Here is a 17329-nt window from a genome sequence, read left to right on the forward strand (position 1 = left end):
GCCGGCGCAGGAGGCCCCCGCGGCACCGGCACCCGCCGAGCAGCCAGCGCCGGCTCCCCAACCGGCGGCTCCGGCCGCCGGTGGCTCCGCCGAGGGCACCGACGTGGTGCTGCCGGCCCTGGGCGAGTCCGTCACCGAGGGCACCGTCACCCGCTGGCTGAAGCAAATCGGCGAGGCCGTCGAGGCCGACGAGCCGTTGCTCGAGGTCTCCACCGACAAGGTCGACACCGAGATCCCGTCACCGGCCGCCGGCACCCTGCTGGAGGTCGTCGTCGGGGAGGACGAGACAGCTGAGGTCGGTGCCAAGCTGGCCGTCATCGGTTCCGGCTCCGCAGCACCGGCAGAGCAGGCGCCAGCTCAGCCGGCGGCACCGGCACCGGCACCCGCGCCGGCTCCGCAGCCACAGCCGCAACCGGCGGCCCAGCCCGCACCGGCACCGGCAGCGCCGAGTGGCGGCGACGGCGCGTACGTCACTCCGCTGGTACGCAAGCTCGCCAACGAGCACGGCGTGAGCCTTTCCGAGGTCAAGGGCAGCGGCGTGGGCGGCCGTATCCGCAAGCAGGACGTCGTCGCGGCGGCGGAGGCCAAGCGGAGCGCCCCGACCGCCTCGGCCGCGCCGTCGAAGAGCGCGGTACCGGAGCCGTCGCCGCTGCGTGGCCAGACGGTGAAGCTGCCGCGGGTACGCAAGCTCATCGGCGACAACATGATGAAGGCGCTGCACGGTCAGGCACAGCTGTCCACCATGGTCGAGGTGGACGTCACCACGGTGATGCGGCTGCGGGAGCGCGCCAAGGCCAGCTTCAACCAGCGGGAGGGCGTGAAGCTCTCCCCGATGCCGTTCTTCGTCAGCGCCGCCGTGCAGGCGCTGAAGGCGCACCCGGGCATCAACGCCCGGCTCAACGAGGACGAGGGCACGGTCACCTACTTCGACTCCGAGAACGTCGGCATCGCGGTGGACTCGGAGAAGGGCCTGATGACCCCGGTCATCAAGGACGCCGGTGACCTGAATCTCGCGGGCATCGCCCGTAAGACGGCCGAGCTGGCGGGCAACGTACGAAACAACAAGATCAGCCCGGACGACCTGGCCGGCGCGACCTTCACGATCAGCAACACCGGTTCGCGTGGCGCGCTCTTCGACACGATCATCGTGCCACCGAACCAGTCGGCGATCCTCGGCATCGGGGCGACCGTCAAGCGCCCCGTGGTGCTGGACCACCCGGAGCTGGGCGAGACGATCGCGGTGCGCCACATGACGTACCTGACCCTCTCCTACGACCACCGGCTGGTGGACGGCGCCGACGCCGCCCGCTACCTCACGGCGGTCAAGGAGATCCTGGAGGCTGGCGAGTTCGAGGTGGAGCTCGGCCTTTGAGCCGCTGACCTCGCCGTACGCTCTCCGATGGCCCCGTCCCAGGTTCCTGGGGCGGGGCCATCGCCGTGTCGGGGTCATCACCGGGGGCCACCACCGGGGCCGCCGCCCTCCTGCGGTCGACTCGCCCGGCGCCGTATCGTCGTGCGTATCGATCCCCTGCTCCTGGAGGAGTGCCCTGCATGCGTCTCAGCCCGTCCCCGCCCGTCGTCCAGTCGCTGCGCGAACAGATCCGCGAGCACCTCGTGGAGGGGATCATCAGCGGACGCTGGCAGCCGGGCGAACGGATCGTGGAGCGGCGCATCGCCGTGGAGCTGCACGTGAGCCAGACCCCCGTCCGGGAGGCGCTGCGCGAGCTGGAGGCGCTGCGGCTGATCGAGTCGGTGCCGAACAAGGGCGTACGGGTGCGGGAGCTGTCCGCCAGCGACCTGGAGGAGATCTATCCGGTGCGTGCCGGCCTGGAGCAGATCGCCGCCGAACTCGCCGCGCCCGTGCTGGCGTTCGACTCCGCGCCGCTGGTGCCCCATGTGACCGCGCTGTACACCGCCGACCGCGAGGGCGACGGTGAGGCGCAGGTGCGGCACACGGTCGCGTTCCATCGCGAGTTGGTACGCGCCTCCGGCAACAGCGTGCTGCTGCACACCTGGGAGTCGCTTGGCATCGAGGTGTGGACGGCGCTGTCCATCCGCTGGCTGGGCACGGTGCAGCAGTCGTACGCGGAGGAACACGAGGCCGTGCTGGAGGCGTTCCGTAGCCGGGACCCGGGGATCGGCTCACTGGTGAAGGAGCACGTCCTGGGCTGTGCGCCCCGGGCCTGACCGGCGCACCGATCACCCCGGAAAGGGGTGTTCGGCACCGTTTTCCCACCCGTCACTGCGTGCCCGATTCCATGGCACGGAATGCCAATTTCAGCCGAAGCTTTGATCGATCATCGATCGTGGACGTAGAGTCGGAGACGGGGTGAACCCCCTGTCCTGCCTGCCAATAGGACACCCCAAGGGCGCACCGCCCATGGAATCCAAAGCTATCCCACGCCGCACAGCACAGCCACAGCTCAATCTGTCCGCCCGTCCGGAAAGGGGCCACCATGCCCGATCCCGTCGACGACGTGATGGCTCGCGCCACACCCCACGCCCCCAGCGAGCTGGACCAGCTCCCGGACCGCGACCCGCAGGAGACCGCCGAGTGGCGCGAGTCGCTGGGCGCCGTCACCGCGCACGCTGGTGAGGAGCGCGCCGCGTACCTCATGCGACGCACCCTGGAGCACGGCCGGAACACCGGTCTGGCCCTGCCCGGCCTCCTGGAGACGGACTACCTCAACACCATCCCCACCGCCGCCGAGCCGCAGTTCCCCGGCGACGAGGCGATGGAGTCCCGCATCACCGCCTGGAACCGCTGGAACGCCGCCGCCATGGTCACCCGGGGCAGCCGCCTCGGCCTCGGCGGGCACATCGCGACCTTCGCCTCCGCCGCCTGGCTCTACGAGATCGGTTTCCAGCACTTCTTCCGCGGCAAGGACGACCAGGCATCCGGCGGCTCCGGCGACCAGCTCTTCATCCAGGGCCACGCCTCTCCCGGTATCTACGCCCGCGCGTTCCTGGACGGGCGGCTGACCGAGGGCCACCTGGACCGCTTCCGGCAGGAGGCGGGTGGCGACGGCCTGCCGTCCTACCCGCACCCCCGACGGCTGCCCTGGCTCTGGGAGTTCCCGACCGTCTCGATGGGCATCGGCCCGATCTCGGCGATCTACCAGGCACGCTTCAACCGCTACCTGACCGGCCGCGGCATCAAGGACACCTCGGGCTCGCACGTATGGGCGTTCCTCGGCGACGGCGAGATGGACGAGCCCGAGTCGACCGCCGCACTGGCACTCGCCGGCAGGGAGCAGCTGGACAACCTCACCTTCGTGATCAACTGCAACCTGCAGCGGCTGGACGGCCCGGTTCGGCCGAACTTCAAGATCGTGCAGGAGCTGGAGGCGCAGTTCCGTGCCGCCGGCTGGCACGTCATCAAGTCACTGTGGGGCACCGCCTGGGACGACCTGTTCCGGCTGGACACCTCAGGCGCGCTGGTACGCCGGCTGCGCGAGGTGCCGGACGCGCAGTTCCAGACGTACGCCACCCGCGAGGTCGGCTACATCCGCGAGCACTTCTTCGGCGCCGACCCGGAGCTGGCGCAGCTCGGCCGACAGCTCTCGGACGCGCAGATCACCGAGTGCTTCCACCGCTCGCGCGGCGGTCACGAGCCGCGCAAGGTGTACGCCGCCTACCGCGCGGCCGTCGAGCACCGTGGCGCGCCGACGGTCATCCTGGCGCAGACCGTGAAGGGCTGGACCCTCGGCGAGGGCTTCGAGTCCCGGAACGCCAACCATCAGATGAAGAAGCTGGACAACGAGCAGTTCCGCACCATGCGGGACCTGTTGGAACTCCCCATCCCGGACAGCGCGTTGGCGGGCGAGCTGGTGCCGTACGTGCACCCGGGCCCGGACTCTCCCGAGGTGCGGTACCTGCGGGAGCGGCGCGCGGAGCTGGGCGGCCCAGCGCCGGCCCGCAAGGTCCGCCCGGTGGCGCTGCCGGAGCCCTCGGCGAAACCCTTCGACGCCCTGGCCAAGGGCTCCGGCTCGCAGGAGATCGCCACCACCATGGCCTTCGTGCGACTGGTCAAGGACCTGATGCGGGAGAAGGAGAGCGGCCGGCGCTGGGTGCCCATCGTGCCCGACGAGGCACGCACCTTCGGCATGGAGTCGCTGTTCCCCTCCGCAGGCATGTACTCCCCGCTGGGGCAGACCTATGACCCGGTCGACCGCGACCAACTGCTCTACTACAAGGAAGCCGAGAACGGGCAGATCCTGAACGAGGGCATCACCGAGGCGGGTTCGGTGGCGGACTTCACCGCCGCGGCCACCTCGTACGCCACCCACGGCGAGCCGATGATCCCGTTCTACATCTTCTACTCGATGTTCGGCTGGCAGCGCACGGGCGACCAGTTGTGGGCGTTCGCCGACCAGCTCGGCCGCGGCTTCATGATCGGCGCCACCGCCGGCCGTACGACCATGACCGGCGAGGGCCTGCAGCACGCGGACGGTCACTCGCCGCTGCTGGCCTCCACCAACACCGCCGCGCTGACGTACGACCCGGCGTTCGCGTACGAGGTCGGCGTGATCGTGCGGGACGGGCTGCGCCGGATGTACGGCCCGGACGCCGACCAGCATGAGGACGTCTTCTACTACCTGACGGTCTACAACGAGCCGAAGGTGCAGCCGCCGATGCCGGAGGGTGTCGAGGAGGGCATCCTGCGCGGCCTCTACCGGTTCCGTACGGGCGAGGCGCCCGCGGCGGACTCGCCACGGATCCAACTGCTGGCCTCCGGCACGGCCGTGCACTGGATTCTGGACGCCCAGCGGATGCTCGCCGAGGAGTGGGGCGTGACCGCCGACGTGTGGTCCGCGCCGTCCTGGAGCGAGCTGCGCCGGGAGGCCCTGGCCTGTGACGAGGCGCAGCTGCGCGGCGAGGACCGAGTCCCGTACGTCACGCGTGCGCTGGAGGGCGCGCCCGGCCCGGTGTTGGCGGTCAGCGACTGGATGCGCGCGGTGCCGGACCAGATCAGCCAGTGGGTGGAGCAGGACTGGTCCTCGCTCGGCACCGACGGCTTCGGGCTGTCCGACACCCGGGAGGCGGCACGCCGGCACTTCGGCGTGGACGCCGAGTCGGTGGTGGTCGCCGCCCTCTCCCGGCTCGCCCGTCGGGGCGAGGTCAAGCGGGAGACCGTACGCGAGGCCGCCCAGCGGTACGGCCTGGCCTGATCCCAGCGCGAGGCCGTCGCAGCGCCCGGGTCCGCCACGGCGGGTCCGGGCGCTCTCGTACGCGCGGCGGACTCGACGCGGGCTCGTCTTCCAGGAGCACGCACACGGCTGTCGGTCCGGAGTCAGCTCGCGCTGCCTCGGACCGACAGCCGCATTCGGATACCGCGGGGAAGCGGTCAGGCGACCGTGCCCGTGGGCTCCTCGTCGTCCGGCTCGTCCGGATGCCCCCGGAGCTTGAGGAGCGCGGCGACGAGCCCGCCCCAGACGATGAGGATGGCGATGGCCATCATGATCACAGCACTGGTGGACATCAGCGACGTCCCTTCCGCGAGTCGGTGGTGGCGCCGTCACCGGGTGCTCCCGGTCCCCCGCTGAGCGAGGTCCCGTCGGAGCGCCACGGGATAAGCGAGATCAGGATGCCGACGACCAGCGCGCCACCGGCGACGCCCCAGCCGTAGGTGACCAGGAAGTCGGTGGAGTACCCCTCGTAGTTCTCCTCGAACTCCGCACGGAGGCTGTCCACCATCATCCAGCCCAGCACGAGCGGGGTGATGATCCCGAGGCACACCAGCCACCACTGGCCGAGTCGTACGGCCGAGGTCTCGTTCGCGTGCGCCTGGAGGTCAGGGAGGCGGCGGAGCAGCCAGGCGACGACGACCACGAAGACGAGCGCGGCCATGGCGATGCCGTACTGGTTGATGAAGTGGTCCGCGGCGTCCAGGAAGTGCACGCCGCTGTCGGAGGCGAAGAGCGCGATCGAGACGACGGCGGTCAGGCCGCCGACCACGATCACCGCCGGGACGCGCTTCATACCCGTACGGTCCTGAACCGAGGCGACGATCACCTGCACGATACTCACCAGCGAGGTGAACCCGGCGATCACCAGCGACAGGAAGAACAACAGGCCGAACAGCCAGCCGGCCGGCATGCTGGAGATCACGGTCGGGAACGCCACGAAGGCCAGCCCCAGTCCGTCCGCCGCCACCTCGTCGACCGGCACGCCCTCGGTGTGTGCCATGAAGCCGAGCGTCGCGAACACGCCGATGCCGGCGAGGATCTCGAACGAGCTGTTGGCGAAGCCGGCGACCAGCGCGGAGCCGCTGAGGTCACTGCGGCGCCCGAGGTACGACGCGTAGGTCACCATGATGCCGAAGCCGACCGAGAGCGAGAAGAAGATCTGGCCGTACGCCGCGATCCAGACGCTGCCCTGGCCGAGTGCCGACCAGTCCGGGCTGAACAGCGCGTCGAGGCCGGTGCCGGCGCCGTCCAGCGTGAGCGCCCGGATGACGAGCACGAGGAAGAAGGCCACGAGCGAGGGAATGAAGAAGAGGTTGGCCTTCTCGATGCCGCGCCGGACCCCCAGCGCCAGGATGATCAGCACGACGACCCAGATGGCCAATAGCGGCCAGAACACCCCGCCGACGTATCCGCCGATCTCCCCCGGCGTCTCGGACGCCTGCAGGAAGTCACCGAAGAGGAACGCCTCCGGGTCGTCACCCCACTGCTCGCCGAAGGAGAAGCCGATGTACCGCACGCCCCAGGCGAGGATCACCGCGTAGTAGGTGGCGATGACGAAACAGATCGCCACCTGCCACCAGCCGATGAACTGCGCCGGCTTGGCCATCTCACGATAGGCGGCGGGCGGCGACTTCCGGTACTTGCGCCCCACGGTGTAGGTGAGGATGAGCAGCGGCAGCCCGGCCGTCAGCAGCGCGATCAGATACGGCAGCAGGAACGCGCCGCCACCGTTCTGATAGGCCACCGCGGGGAAGCGCCAGATGTTCCCGAGCCCGATCGCCGACCCGATCGCGGCGAACAGGAATCCCGCTCGGGAGCCCCATCGCTCGCGGGACTGCCCGGGTCTGGTCCCGTCGTTGGTCATTCTCGTCTCGCTCCTTCTCACGGATGCCCGAACCGGCGTCCGGTACCGCCCGGGTCGCCGGACCGTCACGGTCCCCACGCGACCGGAATCCGGTGTCCGAATACCGTATCGAACGGCACACTTCACCTATGCGCGCCGCTCGACTCATTAAAATGGTGTTGCTGTTGCAGGGACAGGGGTCGATGACAGCTGCCCGTCTGGCGACGGAACTGGAGGTCTCCGAACGGACCGTCTCCCGGGACGTGCTGGCGCTGTCCGAGGCCGGCGTCCCCGTCTACGCCGACCGGGGACGTGCCGGCGGCTATCGGCTGATCGGGGGTTACCGGACCCGGCTCACCGGCATGGCGCGGACCGAGGCGGAGGCGCTGTTCCTCTCCGGAGTCCCCTCGGCGCTGCGCGAGATGGGCATCGAGGACGTGGCCTCGGCGGCACGCCTGAAGGTATCGGCGGCGCTGTTGCCGGAACTGGCGGACGCGCAGACGACCGCGGCGCAGCGGTTCCACCTGGACGCGCCCGGCTGGTGGCAGGAGCCGGAGACGCCCCCGCTGCTGGCGCCGGTGGCCGAGGCGGTGTGGGGTGACCGGCGGATCGAGGTGCGCTACCGCCGCCGGGACGGCGAGGTCACGCGGCGGCTGGAGCCGTACGGCCTCGTGCTGAAGGCGGGGGTGTGGTACGTCGCGGCGCGGGTGGCGGACCCGCCGGACGGCCCGGAGCGTACGAGCGTCCCGGAACGTACGGACCGCCGCGACGGCTTCCGGGTCTACCGGGTGGACCGGCTCACCGCGGTCAGCGAACCGGACGGATCCGATGAACCGGACGGGCTGGGCGGGCCGGAGCCGGGACACACGAGCCGACGCTTCGCACGGGACGAGTTCTTCGACCTGTCCGCCTTCTGGGCCGAGCGGGCGGCGGCCTTCGCCCGCTCCCTCCTGCGCGAGGAGGTGACCGTGCGGTTGTCCGAGGCGGGAGCCCGCCGACTGCGGTACGCCACGGACCGCGAGGCGGCCGACGAGGCCGTCCGGACCGGAGTCCCGGGCCCGGACGGCTGGCTCACCGTGACGCTCCCGGTGGAGAGCCTCGAGGTCGCCTACGACCAGCTGCTCGCACTCGGACCGGAGTGCGAGGTACTACGGCCGCGCGGGTTGCGCGAGCGGTTTCGGCGGGCGGCGGCGCGCACGCTGGAGCTGTACGCGGAACCGGAAGGACGGTCAGGGCGGTGAGGCCCGGCGGCGCCCGGTACGGCTCAGCGGTAGCCGGTGACGTCCGCCGGCTTGCCGGGCAGTTCGACCTCGGCCCGGTACCGCCAGGCGTCCGGGCGGGAGCCGTCGGTGTCCGTGAAGCCGTACTCCCGGGCCAGGCCGCCGCTGGACAGCGAACCGCCCTGGAACCGCGCCCGGTCCGGGTCGCCGGCCAGCGCGACCAGCGCCCGCCCGGTGTAGGCGGGCGACTCGGAGATCGCGAAGTGCGGGTCCTGGGCACAGCCCTCCCGCCAGTTCTCCTCGGTCACCTGGAAGTGCGTGTCCAGCATCGCCTCGGAGCGCAGCCAGCCCGGGGTGAGGCACACCGCCGTGGCGCCGTACTCCGCCAGCTCGGTGGCCAGGGTCCGCGCCATCCGCAGCGGCGCGGCCTTCGCGAGGTCGTAGTAGAACGGCTCGCGGTACTCCCGGTTGGACTCCTCGGTGCCGTCGGTCACCTCCACCAACAGGCCGCCGGGCCGCCGGATCAGCAGCGGCAGGGCGTAGCGACTGGTGATGACGTGTGACTCGACGCCGAGCCGCAGCACCCGCAGCCCATCGTCCAGGTCGTGCTCCCACATCTTTTTGCCCCAGCCGACGAGAAGGTCGCCGCCCCACAGGTCGTTGACGAGGATGTCCAGCCGGCCGCTCTCCCGGTCGATCCGCTCGGTCAGCGCGCGCACCTGGTCCTGCTCGAGGTGGTCGGTCGGTACGGCGACGCCGGTGCCGCCCGCCGCGTCGACGAGTTCCGCCGTCTCCTCGATGGTCTCGGTGTCCCGCCCGACCTCGCTGACCCGCTGCCGGGTGGTGCGCCCCGTGACGTACACGGTGGCTCCCGCCCGGCCCAGTTCGACCGCCATCGCCCGGCCCGTGCCCCGGGTGGCGCCGGCCACCAGCGCGATCCTGTCCGCGAGCGTTCCGTCCTGCTGTCGCACGTGCCTCGCCTCTCGTTCGTGACGTGTTGACGGAGACGACGCTGTCAGCGATACCCGTCATCGAGTGTCCGCTTTTCGGCTGGGCCGTGTGCCGCGCTGACTGTGTGCCGCCGTCCGCTGACCGGGGATTCCCCGGATTCCGCCTGGCCGGCCCGGGCGTACGACGGAAGCACTGGTTCGGCGTACCGGCCGACCGGCGACCCGGCTACCGGGCGGGACGGGCCCGTGCCGTGCTCCGGGTGCGACCAGCCGCGGAAGGGCCGATGCTGGGGGCGTGATGGACGAGCTGGAGTTCTGGGAGCACGTGGACCGTGCCCGCGAGGTCGCCGGCGGCGACCCGGAGGACCACGCCGACGCGCTCGTCGACCGGCTGACCCAGCTGGACCCGGACGCCGTGACCGTCTTCGCCCGGCACTTCGAGTCCCGCTTCAACCGCGCCTGTCAGTGGGACCTGTGGGCGGCGGCCTGGATTCTGCTGGACGGCGTCAGCGATGACGCCTTCGACGCGTTCCGCTGCTGGCTGATCGGCCAGGGCCGGGAGGTCTTCGAGGGCGCGGCACATGACGCCGACTCCCTCGCCACCCTGCTCACGGACTTCGACGCCGAGTCGGAGGGCGACGCGGAGGAGCTGGGGTACGCCGCCGACGAGGCGTACGAAGCGCTCACCGGTGGCGAGCTGCCGGACCTGGAACTGCCGGAGGCACCGGCCGATCCGGAGGGTGTCGCGCTCGACCTGGAGGACGACAGTGCCCTCCAGGAGCGGCTGCCGAAGCTGTGGCAGCGCTTCCGCGCCGCTTGACCGAACCGGTGACGCGCCGACTGTCGCCCGGCACGCTCGGCCAGCGTGGCGTTTCCGCGCCCGCTGCCCTACGGGCCGAGCCAGCGCCCCATCAGGACGTCGTCCACGTAGTCCCCCGCCAGCAGGAACTCGCCCGGCAGCCGGCCCTCCTCGGCGAACCCGGCGGCGGCGTAGAGGCGGCGCGCGGGCTCGTTGGTGCCCAGCACCCGCAGGCCCATCCGCAGTGCCCCCTCCTCCCGGGCGCGGGCACACGCCTCCTCGAGCAGCGCGCGTCCCACGCCGTGCCCGCGGACGGCCGGGTCCACCAACAGTCCCTGGATCTCCCGCACATGGGCGTTCGACGGCAGGGACGTCCGGGGCACCATCCGGATGTAGCCCACCAGGGCGCCCGGGGACGCCGGAGCGGAGCCGTCCTGATCCCCGCCGGTCCACTCGGCGAGCAGGAAGTGCGCGGGGAGATGCGTCGCGTCGAAGAACGGCGGGTACGGCGGCTCCGGCCGCGGATGCACCGCGTACAGCGGCGACCAGTGACTACGGTCCAGCACTGCGAGGGCGTCCTCGTCCCCGGCCTCGGCGACCCGGATGCGGTAGGGCGTGGTCATGGCGTGCAAGCCTGCCGTATCCGGATGGGCGGACATCCGCCGGGGCGTACGGGGCGGGCGAACCCCTGGCTACCGGCGCCGTCCCACGGCCTGTCCTACAGTGGGTGGCCCCTCACGAGGAGTTTGCTGAGTCATGCGTATCGCGGTCTCTGGTTCCGGCGGATTGATCGGCGCGGCGCTCGTCGACTCGTTGCGCGCCGACGGGCACGAGGTGCTGCGGCTGGTGCGCCGCTCCGCCCGTACCGGCGAGGAGGTCCGGTGGGACCCGAAGCGGCGCCAGGTCGACTCCGCGGGGCTGACCGGCTGCGAGGCCGTGGTGCACCTCGCGGGCGCGGGCGTCGCCGACCGGCGCTGGACGGCGGCGTACAAGCGGGAGTTGCGGGACAGCCGGGTGCTCGGCACCTCGGCGATCGCCGAGACCGTCGCCGGCCTGGACCCGGCGCCGCACACGCTGTTGGTCGGTACGGCCATCGGCTACTACGGGTACACCGGCGACCGGGCGGTGGACGAGGGCGCCCCGGCCGGTGACGGCTTCCTGGCCGAGCTGTGCCAGGAGTGGGAGCAGGCGGCGCGGCCCGCGGTGGAGACGGGCGTACGCACCGTGTACGGGCGCACCGGGCTGGTGGTGGCCCGCCGGGGCGGGGCCTGGGGGCGGCTGTTCCCGCTGTTCAAGGCGGGGCTGGGTGGACGCCTGGGCAACGGGCGGCAGTTCTGGAGCTTCATCGCGCTGCACGATCACATCGCGGCGCTGCGCCACATCCTGGACACGCCGTCACTGTCCGGGCCGGTCAATCTCACCGGTCCGGAGCCGGTCACCAACCGCGAGGTGACCGCGGCGATGGGGCGGGTGCTGCACCGCCCCACACTCGCCACCGCCCCGGCGCCGGCGCTGCGGCTGGCGCTCGGCGAGTTCGCGGAGGACGTGCTGGGCAGCCAACGGGTGCTGCCCGCCCGGCTGTTGGAGTCCGGCTTCGACTTCGCCTTCCCGCGGATCGAGGACGCCATCCGGGCGGCGCTGGACTGACCCCGACGCGGCCCGACGCGGCCCGGCCCGGCCCGGCGCGACGCGACCGCGGGATTGCGGGATTGCGGGATTGCGGGCCTACGGCGGACGTACGCACGCCCCGGCACGTGCCTACGTCCGCCGCCGTACCGCGTCGTATCCCCGCCGACACGATCCGCCCGCCATGCCTCCGCCCGCCGCGGCTCGCCGGGGGCACTGGGCGGGCCCGTGCTACGCGTGTGCGCTCTGTGCGCTCCCGTGCACCACTGGCCAACCCCACACTACTGACGGCGATCTCCCCACTGCATAGAGTCGACGCGTCTTGGGTATTCCTCGCGCCTACCCGGGCATGACGTGAGCGGGAGCGCCTGTCCCCGTTCCCGCAACGCCCCGCTGCCGCGCGCCAACCACGGGGAGGGCACGTGCTTACCAGCAGCAGCCACACCGGCCGGAAACACACCGCGGAGAGCGACGTCGCCATCATCGGCGCGGGCACGGCCGGCCTGGCCGCCGCGTGTCATCTCACGGCGGCCGGGCTGACGGTGACAGTCCTGGAGGCGGCCCCCCGGATCGGCGGACGCATGGTCACCGACCAGCTCGACGGTTACGAACTGGACCACGGTGCCGGACTGTTGCCGCCCGACTGCGCCGAGCTGGCCGGCCTCCCCGGACCCGCGCTGGACACCGCCCTGGCGCTGCGCCCCTTCGCGCCCGGCGCGCTGCTGCGCGCGGAGAACCGCTACCTACCAGTGGGGGACCTGCGCCTGGGCTCGGGACGGTACGCACGCGGCAAGCCGCGCGGGCTACCCCGGCAACGCCCGGTGACGGGCGTCGAGTCGGTGCACGCCCCGACCAACTGGCTCAGGTCACGCAGCCCCCGGGGCACGCTCGGGGTGGCCGGAGCCGCCCGCGCGCTGAGCGGACGGCCAGGCCACGGCCGGAGTCGTACGGCGATGAGCGACGCACTGGACCTCGCCCGGCTACGCGCCGGCCTGGCCCGGCTCGCGCACACCTCGCCGGAGCGGTTGAGCGCGCGCGGCGAACTCAGCGCCGCGACTGCGCTGGCGACCCGCGGACTGCCGGCCCGCACGCTCACCACGCTGGTACGGCCGCTGCTGGTGGCCCTGTTGTCGGACCCGGCGCTGACCACCTCCAGCCGGGTCGCTGATCTCACGCTCCGGGACTTCCTGCGCTCGGGACTCTGCCTGCCGGCCGGTGGCGCTGCCACGCTGCCGCGGCTGCTGGCCGCCGGACTGCCGGAGGGCACGGTCCGTACCTCCGTACGCGCCAGGTCGATAGCCACCCATTCCGTCAGCACGGCGGACCACGGCACCTTCGGCTGCCGCGCCGTGCTGCTCGCCACCGGCGCGCACCGGGCCGCGGAACTCCTGCCGGGGCTGCGGGTCCCGGAGCACCACCCGGTGACGGTGCTGCACCACGCCGCCCCGGAGCCCCCGATGACGGCTCCCGCGCTGCTCGTCGACGCGGATCAGAAGGGTCCGGTCACGCACACCTGGGTGACCACGGCGGTGGACCCCTCCCGCGCGCTTCCGGGACGCACGCTCGTCACCTCGGTCGTGCTGGGCACCCAGGCAGCCGCCCCGTCCGCCTCGCTGGACGACGCCGCCCGGGGTCAACTCGCCGAGCTGTACGGCGCGTCCACCCGCCGCTGGGAACTGCTGGCGCTGCACCACGACACCAGGGCGGTGCCCGCCATGCCGGCGCCGCACGACGCACGACGCCCCGTGCGGGTGCTGGGCGGGCTCTACGTCTGCGGTGACCACCGGGAGACCTCGGGCAGCAGGGGAGCACTGGCCTCGGCCCGGCGGGCGTCGTCGGCCATCCTGGACGACTTCGGCCTGCGGCCGGCGGCGCGGGACGAGATGCCGCTGCGGGCGGTGGCCTGACGGGTCGTACGAGCGGCGTGATTGGTCGTACGAGCTGGTGCCTACGGAGCGGGTACGCACGGGCTGGTGTCTACGGGGCGACGCGGCTGTGAAGCGTGCGGCGGGGTGCCCTGACCGCGGTGCTCACACGTTCCGGAACGGAACCGTCAACTCCGCTGCGACCAGGGCTTTTTGTCAGTGCCGGGCGGTATTCTGGAAGCAGTTCTGGAGGAAGTTCCGGACGCAGTCACAAGGGTTCAGCACACCCTGGAGGTCGCTGATGACCGCTGTCCAACCGATGATCCCGTCCGTTTCCACGCCATCCCCAGCGCCAGTCCTTCCCGTTCCCGTGAGGTCCTCCGCCGCCGCTCCCCGGCCGGCTCGCGCGGGCGGTTCCGCGCCCGCGCGACGCGGCCGTCCCGCGACGTCCCCGACCCACCCGGCGGGCAAGGTGCCGCTGCCGGCCGGCCAGCCCCGGGAGTGGTACGAGACGCACAATCGCCGCCTGAAGGCCATGCGGCTGGCCATAGCGCTGCTCGACTCCGGGGTGTACACCCCGGAGCGGGCCACCGACCGACGCATACACAGCGTCGCCGCACGGATCGGCGTGCACCCGCCGTCCCGTACGACCTGCCGGGTGGTGCGGGCGCTGCTGCCGGCGGCGAGTCCGCGCTGACGGACATTAGCGCACGCTGACCGAGACCGGTCGTGCGCTGTCCATGCCGTCGCTCGCTCCGTCGCCCTGCCCACTGTGGCGGGGCGGCGGAGCGTCGGGTCAACCGAGCGCGGCCACCCGCTCCCGGTAGCCACGCACCGGTGCCGCGTCCCGGTAGGGCTCCAACCGGCGCTCGAAGTCCCGGACGTACTCCAGGGCCCGCGCCGAACGCATCTCCGCCGCCTGCTGGGCCGCTTCCGCACCGAGCGCGCACGCCTGCTCCACCTCGCCCAGCCCCAACCGGGCGCTCGCGAGCACGACGCGGCAGAAGAGCCGACTGCGGGCGTAGCCGGCCCCGCGCAGTTGCAGGGAGCGTTCAGCGTGCAGTGCCGCGGCGCGATACTGCTGCAGGTCGCGATGGCAGTGTCCGAACTCGTCGGCCAACTGGGCCTCGTCGAAGAAGCGCGCCCAGGAGGGCACCTCCTCCCCCGGTCGTGCCGCCTCCAGTGCCCGCTCCGCGCGGGACAGCGAGGTCGTGCAGGCCCGCACCTCGCCCAACAGCCCGTGCCCGCGCGCCTCGGCGGCGTGCAACAGCGCCTGCACCACCGGCGCCACCGTGCCCCCGACGCCCTGTTGCGCCACCCNCACCCATTCCGTCAGCACGGCGGACCACGGCACCTTCGGCTGCCGCGCCGTGCTGCTCGCCACCGGCGCGCACCGGGCCGCGGAACTCCTGCCGGGGCTGCGGGTCCCGGAGCACCACCCGGTGACGGTGCTGCACCACGCCGCCCCGGAGCCCCCGATGACGGCTCCCGCGCTGCTCGTCGACGCGGATCAGAAGGGTCCGGTCACGCACACCTGGGTGACCACGGCGGTGGACCCCTCCCGCGCGCTTCCGGGACGCACGCTCGTCACCTCGGTCGTGCTGGGCACCCAGGCAGCCGCCCCGTCCGCCTCGCTGGACGACGCCGCCCGGGGTCAACTCGCCGAGCTGTACGGCGCGTCCACCCGCCGCTGGGAACTGCTGGCGCTGCACCACGACACCAGGGCGGTGCCCGCCATGCCGGCGCCGCACGACGCACGACGCCCCGTGCGGGTGCTGGGCGGGCTCTACGTCTGCGGTGACCACCGGGAGACCTCGGGCAGCAGGGGAGCACTGGCCTCGGCCCGGCGGGCGTCGTCGGCCATCCTGGACGACTTCGGCCTGCGGCCGGCGGCGCGGGACGAGATGCCGCTGCGGGCGGTGGCCTGACGGGTCGTACGAGCGGCGTGATTGGTCGTACGAGCTGGTGCCTACGGAGCGGGTACGCACGGGCTGGTGTCTACGGGGCGACGCGGCTGTGAAGCGTGCGGCGGGGTGCCCTGACCGCGGTGCTCACACGTTCCGGAACGGAACCGTCAACTCCGCTGCGACCAGGGCTTTTTGTCAGTGCCGGGCGGTATTCTGGAAGCAGTTCTGGAGGAAGTTCCGGACGCAGTCACAAGGGTTCAGCACACCCTGGAGGTCGCTGATGACCGCTGTCCAACCGATGATCCCGTCCGTTTCCACGCCATCCCCAGCGCCAGTCCTTCCCGTTCCCGTGAGGTCCTCCGCCGCCGCTCCCCGGCCGGCTCGCGCGGGCGGTTCCGCGCCCGCGCGACGCGGCCGTCCCGCGACGTCCCCGACCCACCCGGCGGGCAAGGTGCCGCTGCCGGCCGGCCAGCCCCGGGAGTGGTACGAGACGCACAATCGCCGCCTGAAGGCCATGCGGCTGGCCATAGCGCTGCTCGACTCCGGGGTGTACACCCCGGAGCGGGCCACCGACCGACGCATACACAGCGTCGCCGCACGGATCGGCGTGCACCCGCCGTCCCGTACGACCTGCCGGGTGGTGCGGGCGCTGCTGCCGGCGGCGAGTCCGCGCTGACGGACATTAGCGCACGCTGACCGAGACCGGTCGTGCGCTGTCCATGCCGTCGCTCGCTCCGTCGCCCTGCCCACTGTGGCGGGGCGGCGGAGCGTCGGGTCAACCGAGCGCGGCCACCCGCTCCCGGTAGCCACGCACCGGTGCCGCGTCCCGGTAGGGCTCCAACCGGCGCTCGAAGTCCCGGACGTACTCCAGGGCCCGCGCCGAACGCATCTCCGCCGCCTGCTGGGCCGCTTCCGCACCGAGCGCGCACGCCTGCTCCACCTCGCCCAGCCCCAACCGGGCGCTCGCGAGCACGACGCGGCAGAAGAGCCGACTGCGGGCGTAGCCGGCCCCGCGCAGTTGCAGGGAGCGTTCAGCGTGCAGTGCCGCGGCGCGATACTGCTGCAGGTCGCGATGGCAGTGTCCGAACTCGTCGGCCAACTGGGCCTCGTCGAAGAAGCGCGCCCAGGAGGGCACCTCCTCCCCCGGTCGTGCCGCCTCCAGTGCCCGCTCCGCGCGGGACAGCGAGGTCGTGCAGGCCCGCACCTCGCCCAACAGCCCGTGCCCGCGCGCCTCGGCGGCGTGCAACAGCGCCTGCACCACCGGCGCCACCGTGCCCCCGACGCCCTGTTGCGCCACCCTGGCCAGCTGCACCGCCTCCCGGCCGTGCCCGAGATACACCGCCTGCCGGCTCATGGTCACCAGGACGTAGCTGCCGTACGCCCGGTCCCCCGCCGCCTGTGCCAGCCGCAGCGACTGCACGAAGTAGCGTTGCGCGAGACCGTGCGCCGCGATGTCGTACGACGTCCAACCGGCCAGCCGGGTCAGGTCGGCGACCGCGCCGAACAGTGCCCGGCCCGTCTGCTCGTCGTAGACACCACGCAGCAGGGGCTCGGCCTCGTGCTCCAGATAACGCACCAGGGCCTGCCGGGCATGGCCACCGCCGTAGGCGTGGTCGAGGGCGCGGAAGAGGTCACCGACCGAGCGCAGCGCCGCGACGTCCCCGGCGCCCACCCGGTGGCCCGGGCCGCGCTCCAACTGGTCCAGCAGCCGCTCCGGAAGCTGCTCGGCCGGCTGTCGCGGGCCACCCGGTGACGGGGTCGCCAGGCCGTCCGCGCCCGCTGGCCGGCCGTGCTCCTCCGGCGACGTTCCCGGGGCGTCCGAGCGCTGCCCGCCGTCACGCGCGCCCTTGCGCGCTTCCGGGTCGCCGGCCCCGTCCACCGTACGACCGGCCGGGCCGCGCACCTGCGCCGGCACCCGCAGCGGCCCGCC

Annotated in this window: 15 protein-coding genes and 1 pseudogene; 10 read left to right on the top strand and 6 right to left on the bottom strand. The window is 72.5% G+C overall.

Annotated features, from left to right (window positions below; all coding sequences use genetic code 11):
• The 3 genes from sucB to aceE all read left to right on the top strand — a co-directional run.
• Nucleotides 1-1372: 2-oxoglutarate dehydrogenase, E2 component, dihydrolipoamide succinyltransferase (sucB, locus tag AN216_RS16815; protein WP_079166672.1), on the top strand; the 1372-nt coding region annotated here is incomplete at its 5' end.
• Between the two features lie 179 nt (nucleotides 1373-1551).
• The gene (locus AN216_RS16820) at nucleotides 1552-2187 is read left to right on the top strand and encodes a GntR family transcriptional regulator (protein ID WP_070197505.1); all 636 of its coding nucleotides are present in this window, start codon (nucleotides 1552-1554) and stop codon (nucleotides 2185-2187) included.
• Between the two features lie 269 nt (nucleotides 2188-2456).
• Nucleotides 2457-5171, top strand: coding sequence for a pyruvate dehydrogenase (acetyl-transferring), homodimeric type (gene aceE, locus AN216_RS16825; RefSeq protein ID WP_170843145.1), 2715 nt, complete (start codon nucleotides 2457-2459; stop codon nucleotides 5169-5171).
• Between the two features lie 176 nt (nucleotides 5172-5347).
• Here the strand turns inward: aceE and AN216_RS27245 are convergent, their stop codons facing one another.
• Complete coding sequence (locus AN216_RS27245) at nucleotides 5348-5482, bottom strand: methionine/alanine import family NSS transporter small subunit (RefSeq protein ID WP_079166673.1); 135 nt, start codon at nucleotides 5480-5482, stop codon at nucleotides 5348-5350.
• Nucleotides 5482-7053 (bottom strand): sodium-dependent transporter, encoded by a 1572-nt coding sequence (locus AN216_RS16830; RefSeq protein WP_070197506.1) that lies wholly within the window; start codon nucleotides 7051-7053, stop codon nucleotides 5482-5484. Before AN216_RS16830 ends, AN216_RS27245 begins: the two co-directional genes overlap by 1 nt.
• 128 nt (nucleotides 7054-7181) lie before the next feature.
• Between AN216_RS16830 and AN216_RS16835 the strand changes: the two genes are divergently transcribed.
• Complete coding sequence (locus tag AN216_RS16835; RefSeq protein ID WP_070197507.1) at nucleotides 7182-8273, top strand: helix-turn-helix transcriptional regulator; 1092 nt, start codon at nucleotides 7182-7184, stop codon at nucleotides 8271-8273.
• A 23-nt stretch (nucleotides 8274-8296) separates the two neighbouring features.
• On the opposite strand, the gene AN216_RS16840 is transcribed toward AN216_RS16835, so the two are convergent.
• Nucleotides 8297-9223 carry an SDR family oxidoreductase gene (locus tag AN216_RS16840; protein ID WP_070197508.1) on the bottom strand — a complete coding sequence of 309 codons (927 nt, stop codon included), beginning with the start codon at nucleotides 9221-9223 and terminating at the stop codon, nucleotides 8297-8299.
• A gap of 277 nt (nucleotides 9224-9500) precedes the next feature.
• Between AN216_RS16840 and AN216_RS16845 the strand changes: the two genes are divergently transcribed.
• Complete coding sequence (locus tag AN216_RS16845) at nucleotides 9501-10022, top strand: DUF4240 domain-containing protein (protein WP_070197509.1); 522 nt, start codon at nucleotides 9501-9503, stop codon at nucleotides 10020-10022.
• Nucleotides 10023-10090: 68 nt separating this feature from the next.
• On the opposite strand, the gene AN216_RS16850 is transcribed toward AN216_RS16845, so the two are convergent.
• On the bottom strand, nucleotides 10091-10624 hold the full coding sequence (locus tag AN216_RS16850; RefSeq protein WP_070197510.1) for a GNAT family N-acetyltransferase: 534 nt from the start codon (nucleotides 10622-10624) through the stop codon (nucleotides 10091-10093).
• A 133-nt stretch (nucleotides 10625-10757) separates the two neighbouring features.
• Here AN216_RS16850 and AN216_RS16855 point away from each other — a divergent pair, with 133 nt between their 5' ends.
• The 3 genes from AN216_RS16855 (at nucleotide 10758) to AN216_RS16865 (ending at nucleotide 14189) form a co-directional block, all read left to right on the top strand.
• Nucleotides 10758-11648 (top strand): TIGR01777 family oxidoreductase, encoded by an 891-nt coding sequence (locus AN216_RS16855; protein ID WP_070197511.1) that lies wholly within the window; start codon nucleotides 10758-10760, stop codon nucleotides 11646-11648.
• Nucleotides 11649-12049: 401 nt separating this feature from the next.
• Entirely contained in the window at nucleotides 12050-13534 is a 1485-nt protein-coding gene (locus AN216_RS16860) for an FAD-dependent oxidoreductase (protein ID WP_070197512.1), read from the top strand.
• A gap of 328 nt (nucleotides 13535-13862) precedes the next feature.
• A complete protein-coding gene (locus AN216_RS16865; RefSeq protein WP_079166674.1) occupies nucleotides 13863-14189 on the top strand; it encodes a hypothetical protein in 327 nt (108 codons plus the stop codon).
• A 99-nt stretch (nucleotides 14190-14288) separates the two neighbouring features.
• Here the strand turns inward: AN216_RS16865 and AN216_RS16870 are convergent.
• Nucleotides 14289-14810: pseudogene (locus tag AN216_RS16870) on the bottom strand (regulator); the annotation flags it as partial.
• Between the two features lie 52 nt (nucleotides 14811-14862).
• Between AN216_RS16870 and AN216_RS16875 the strand changes: the two are divergent.
• Both AN216_RS16875 and AN216_RS16880 read left to right on the top strand, forming a co-directional pair.
• Complete coding sequence (locus AN216_RS16875; RefSeq protein ID WP_070197514.1) at nucleotides 14863-15420, top strand: FAD-dependent oxidoreductase; 558 nt, start codon at nucleotides 14863-14865, stop codon at nucleotides 15418-15420.
• Nucleotides 15421-15748: 328 nt separating this feature from the next.
• On the top strand, nucleotides 15749-16075 hold the full coding sequence (locus AN216_RS16880; protein WP_079166674.1) for a hypothetical protein: 327 nt from the start codon (nucleotides 15749-15751) through the stop codon (nucleotides 16073-16075).
• 99 nt (nucleotides 16076-16174) lie between these two features.
• Here AN216_RS16880 and AN216_RS16885 read toward each other — a convergent pair.
• A partial coding sequence (locus AN216_RS16885; RefSeq protein ID WP_244502501.1) for an NsdA family TPR-like regulatory protein occupies nucleotides 16175-17329 on the bottom strand: 1155 nt, incomplete at its 5' end.

This window comes from Streptomyces oceani (genome assembly GCF_001751245.1).
Classification (GTDB): domain Bacteria; phylum Actinomycetota; class Actinomycetes; order Streptomycetales; family Streptomycetaceae; genus Streptomyces; species Streptomyces oceani.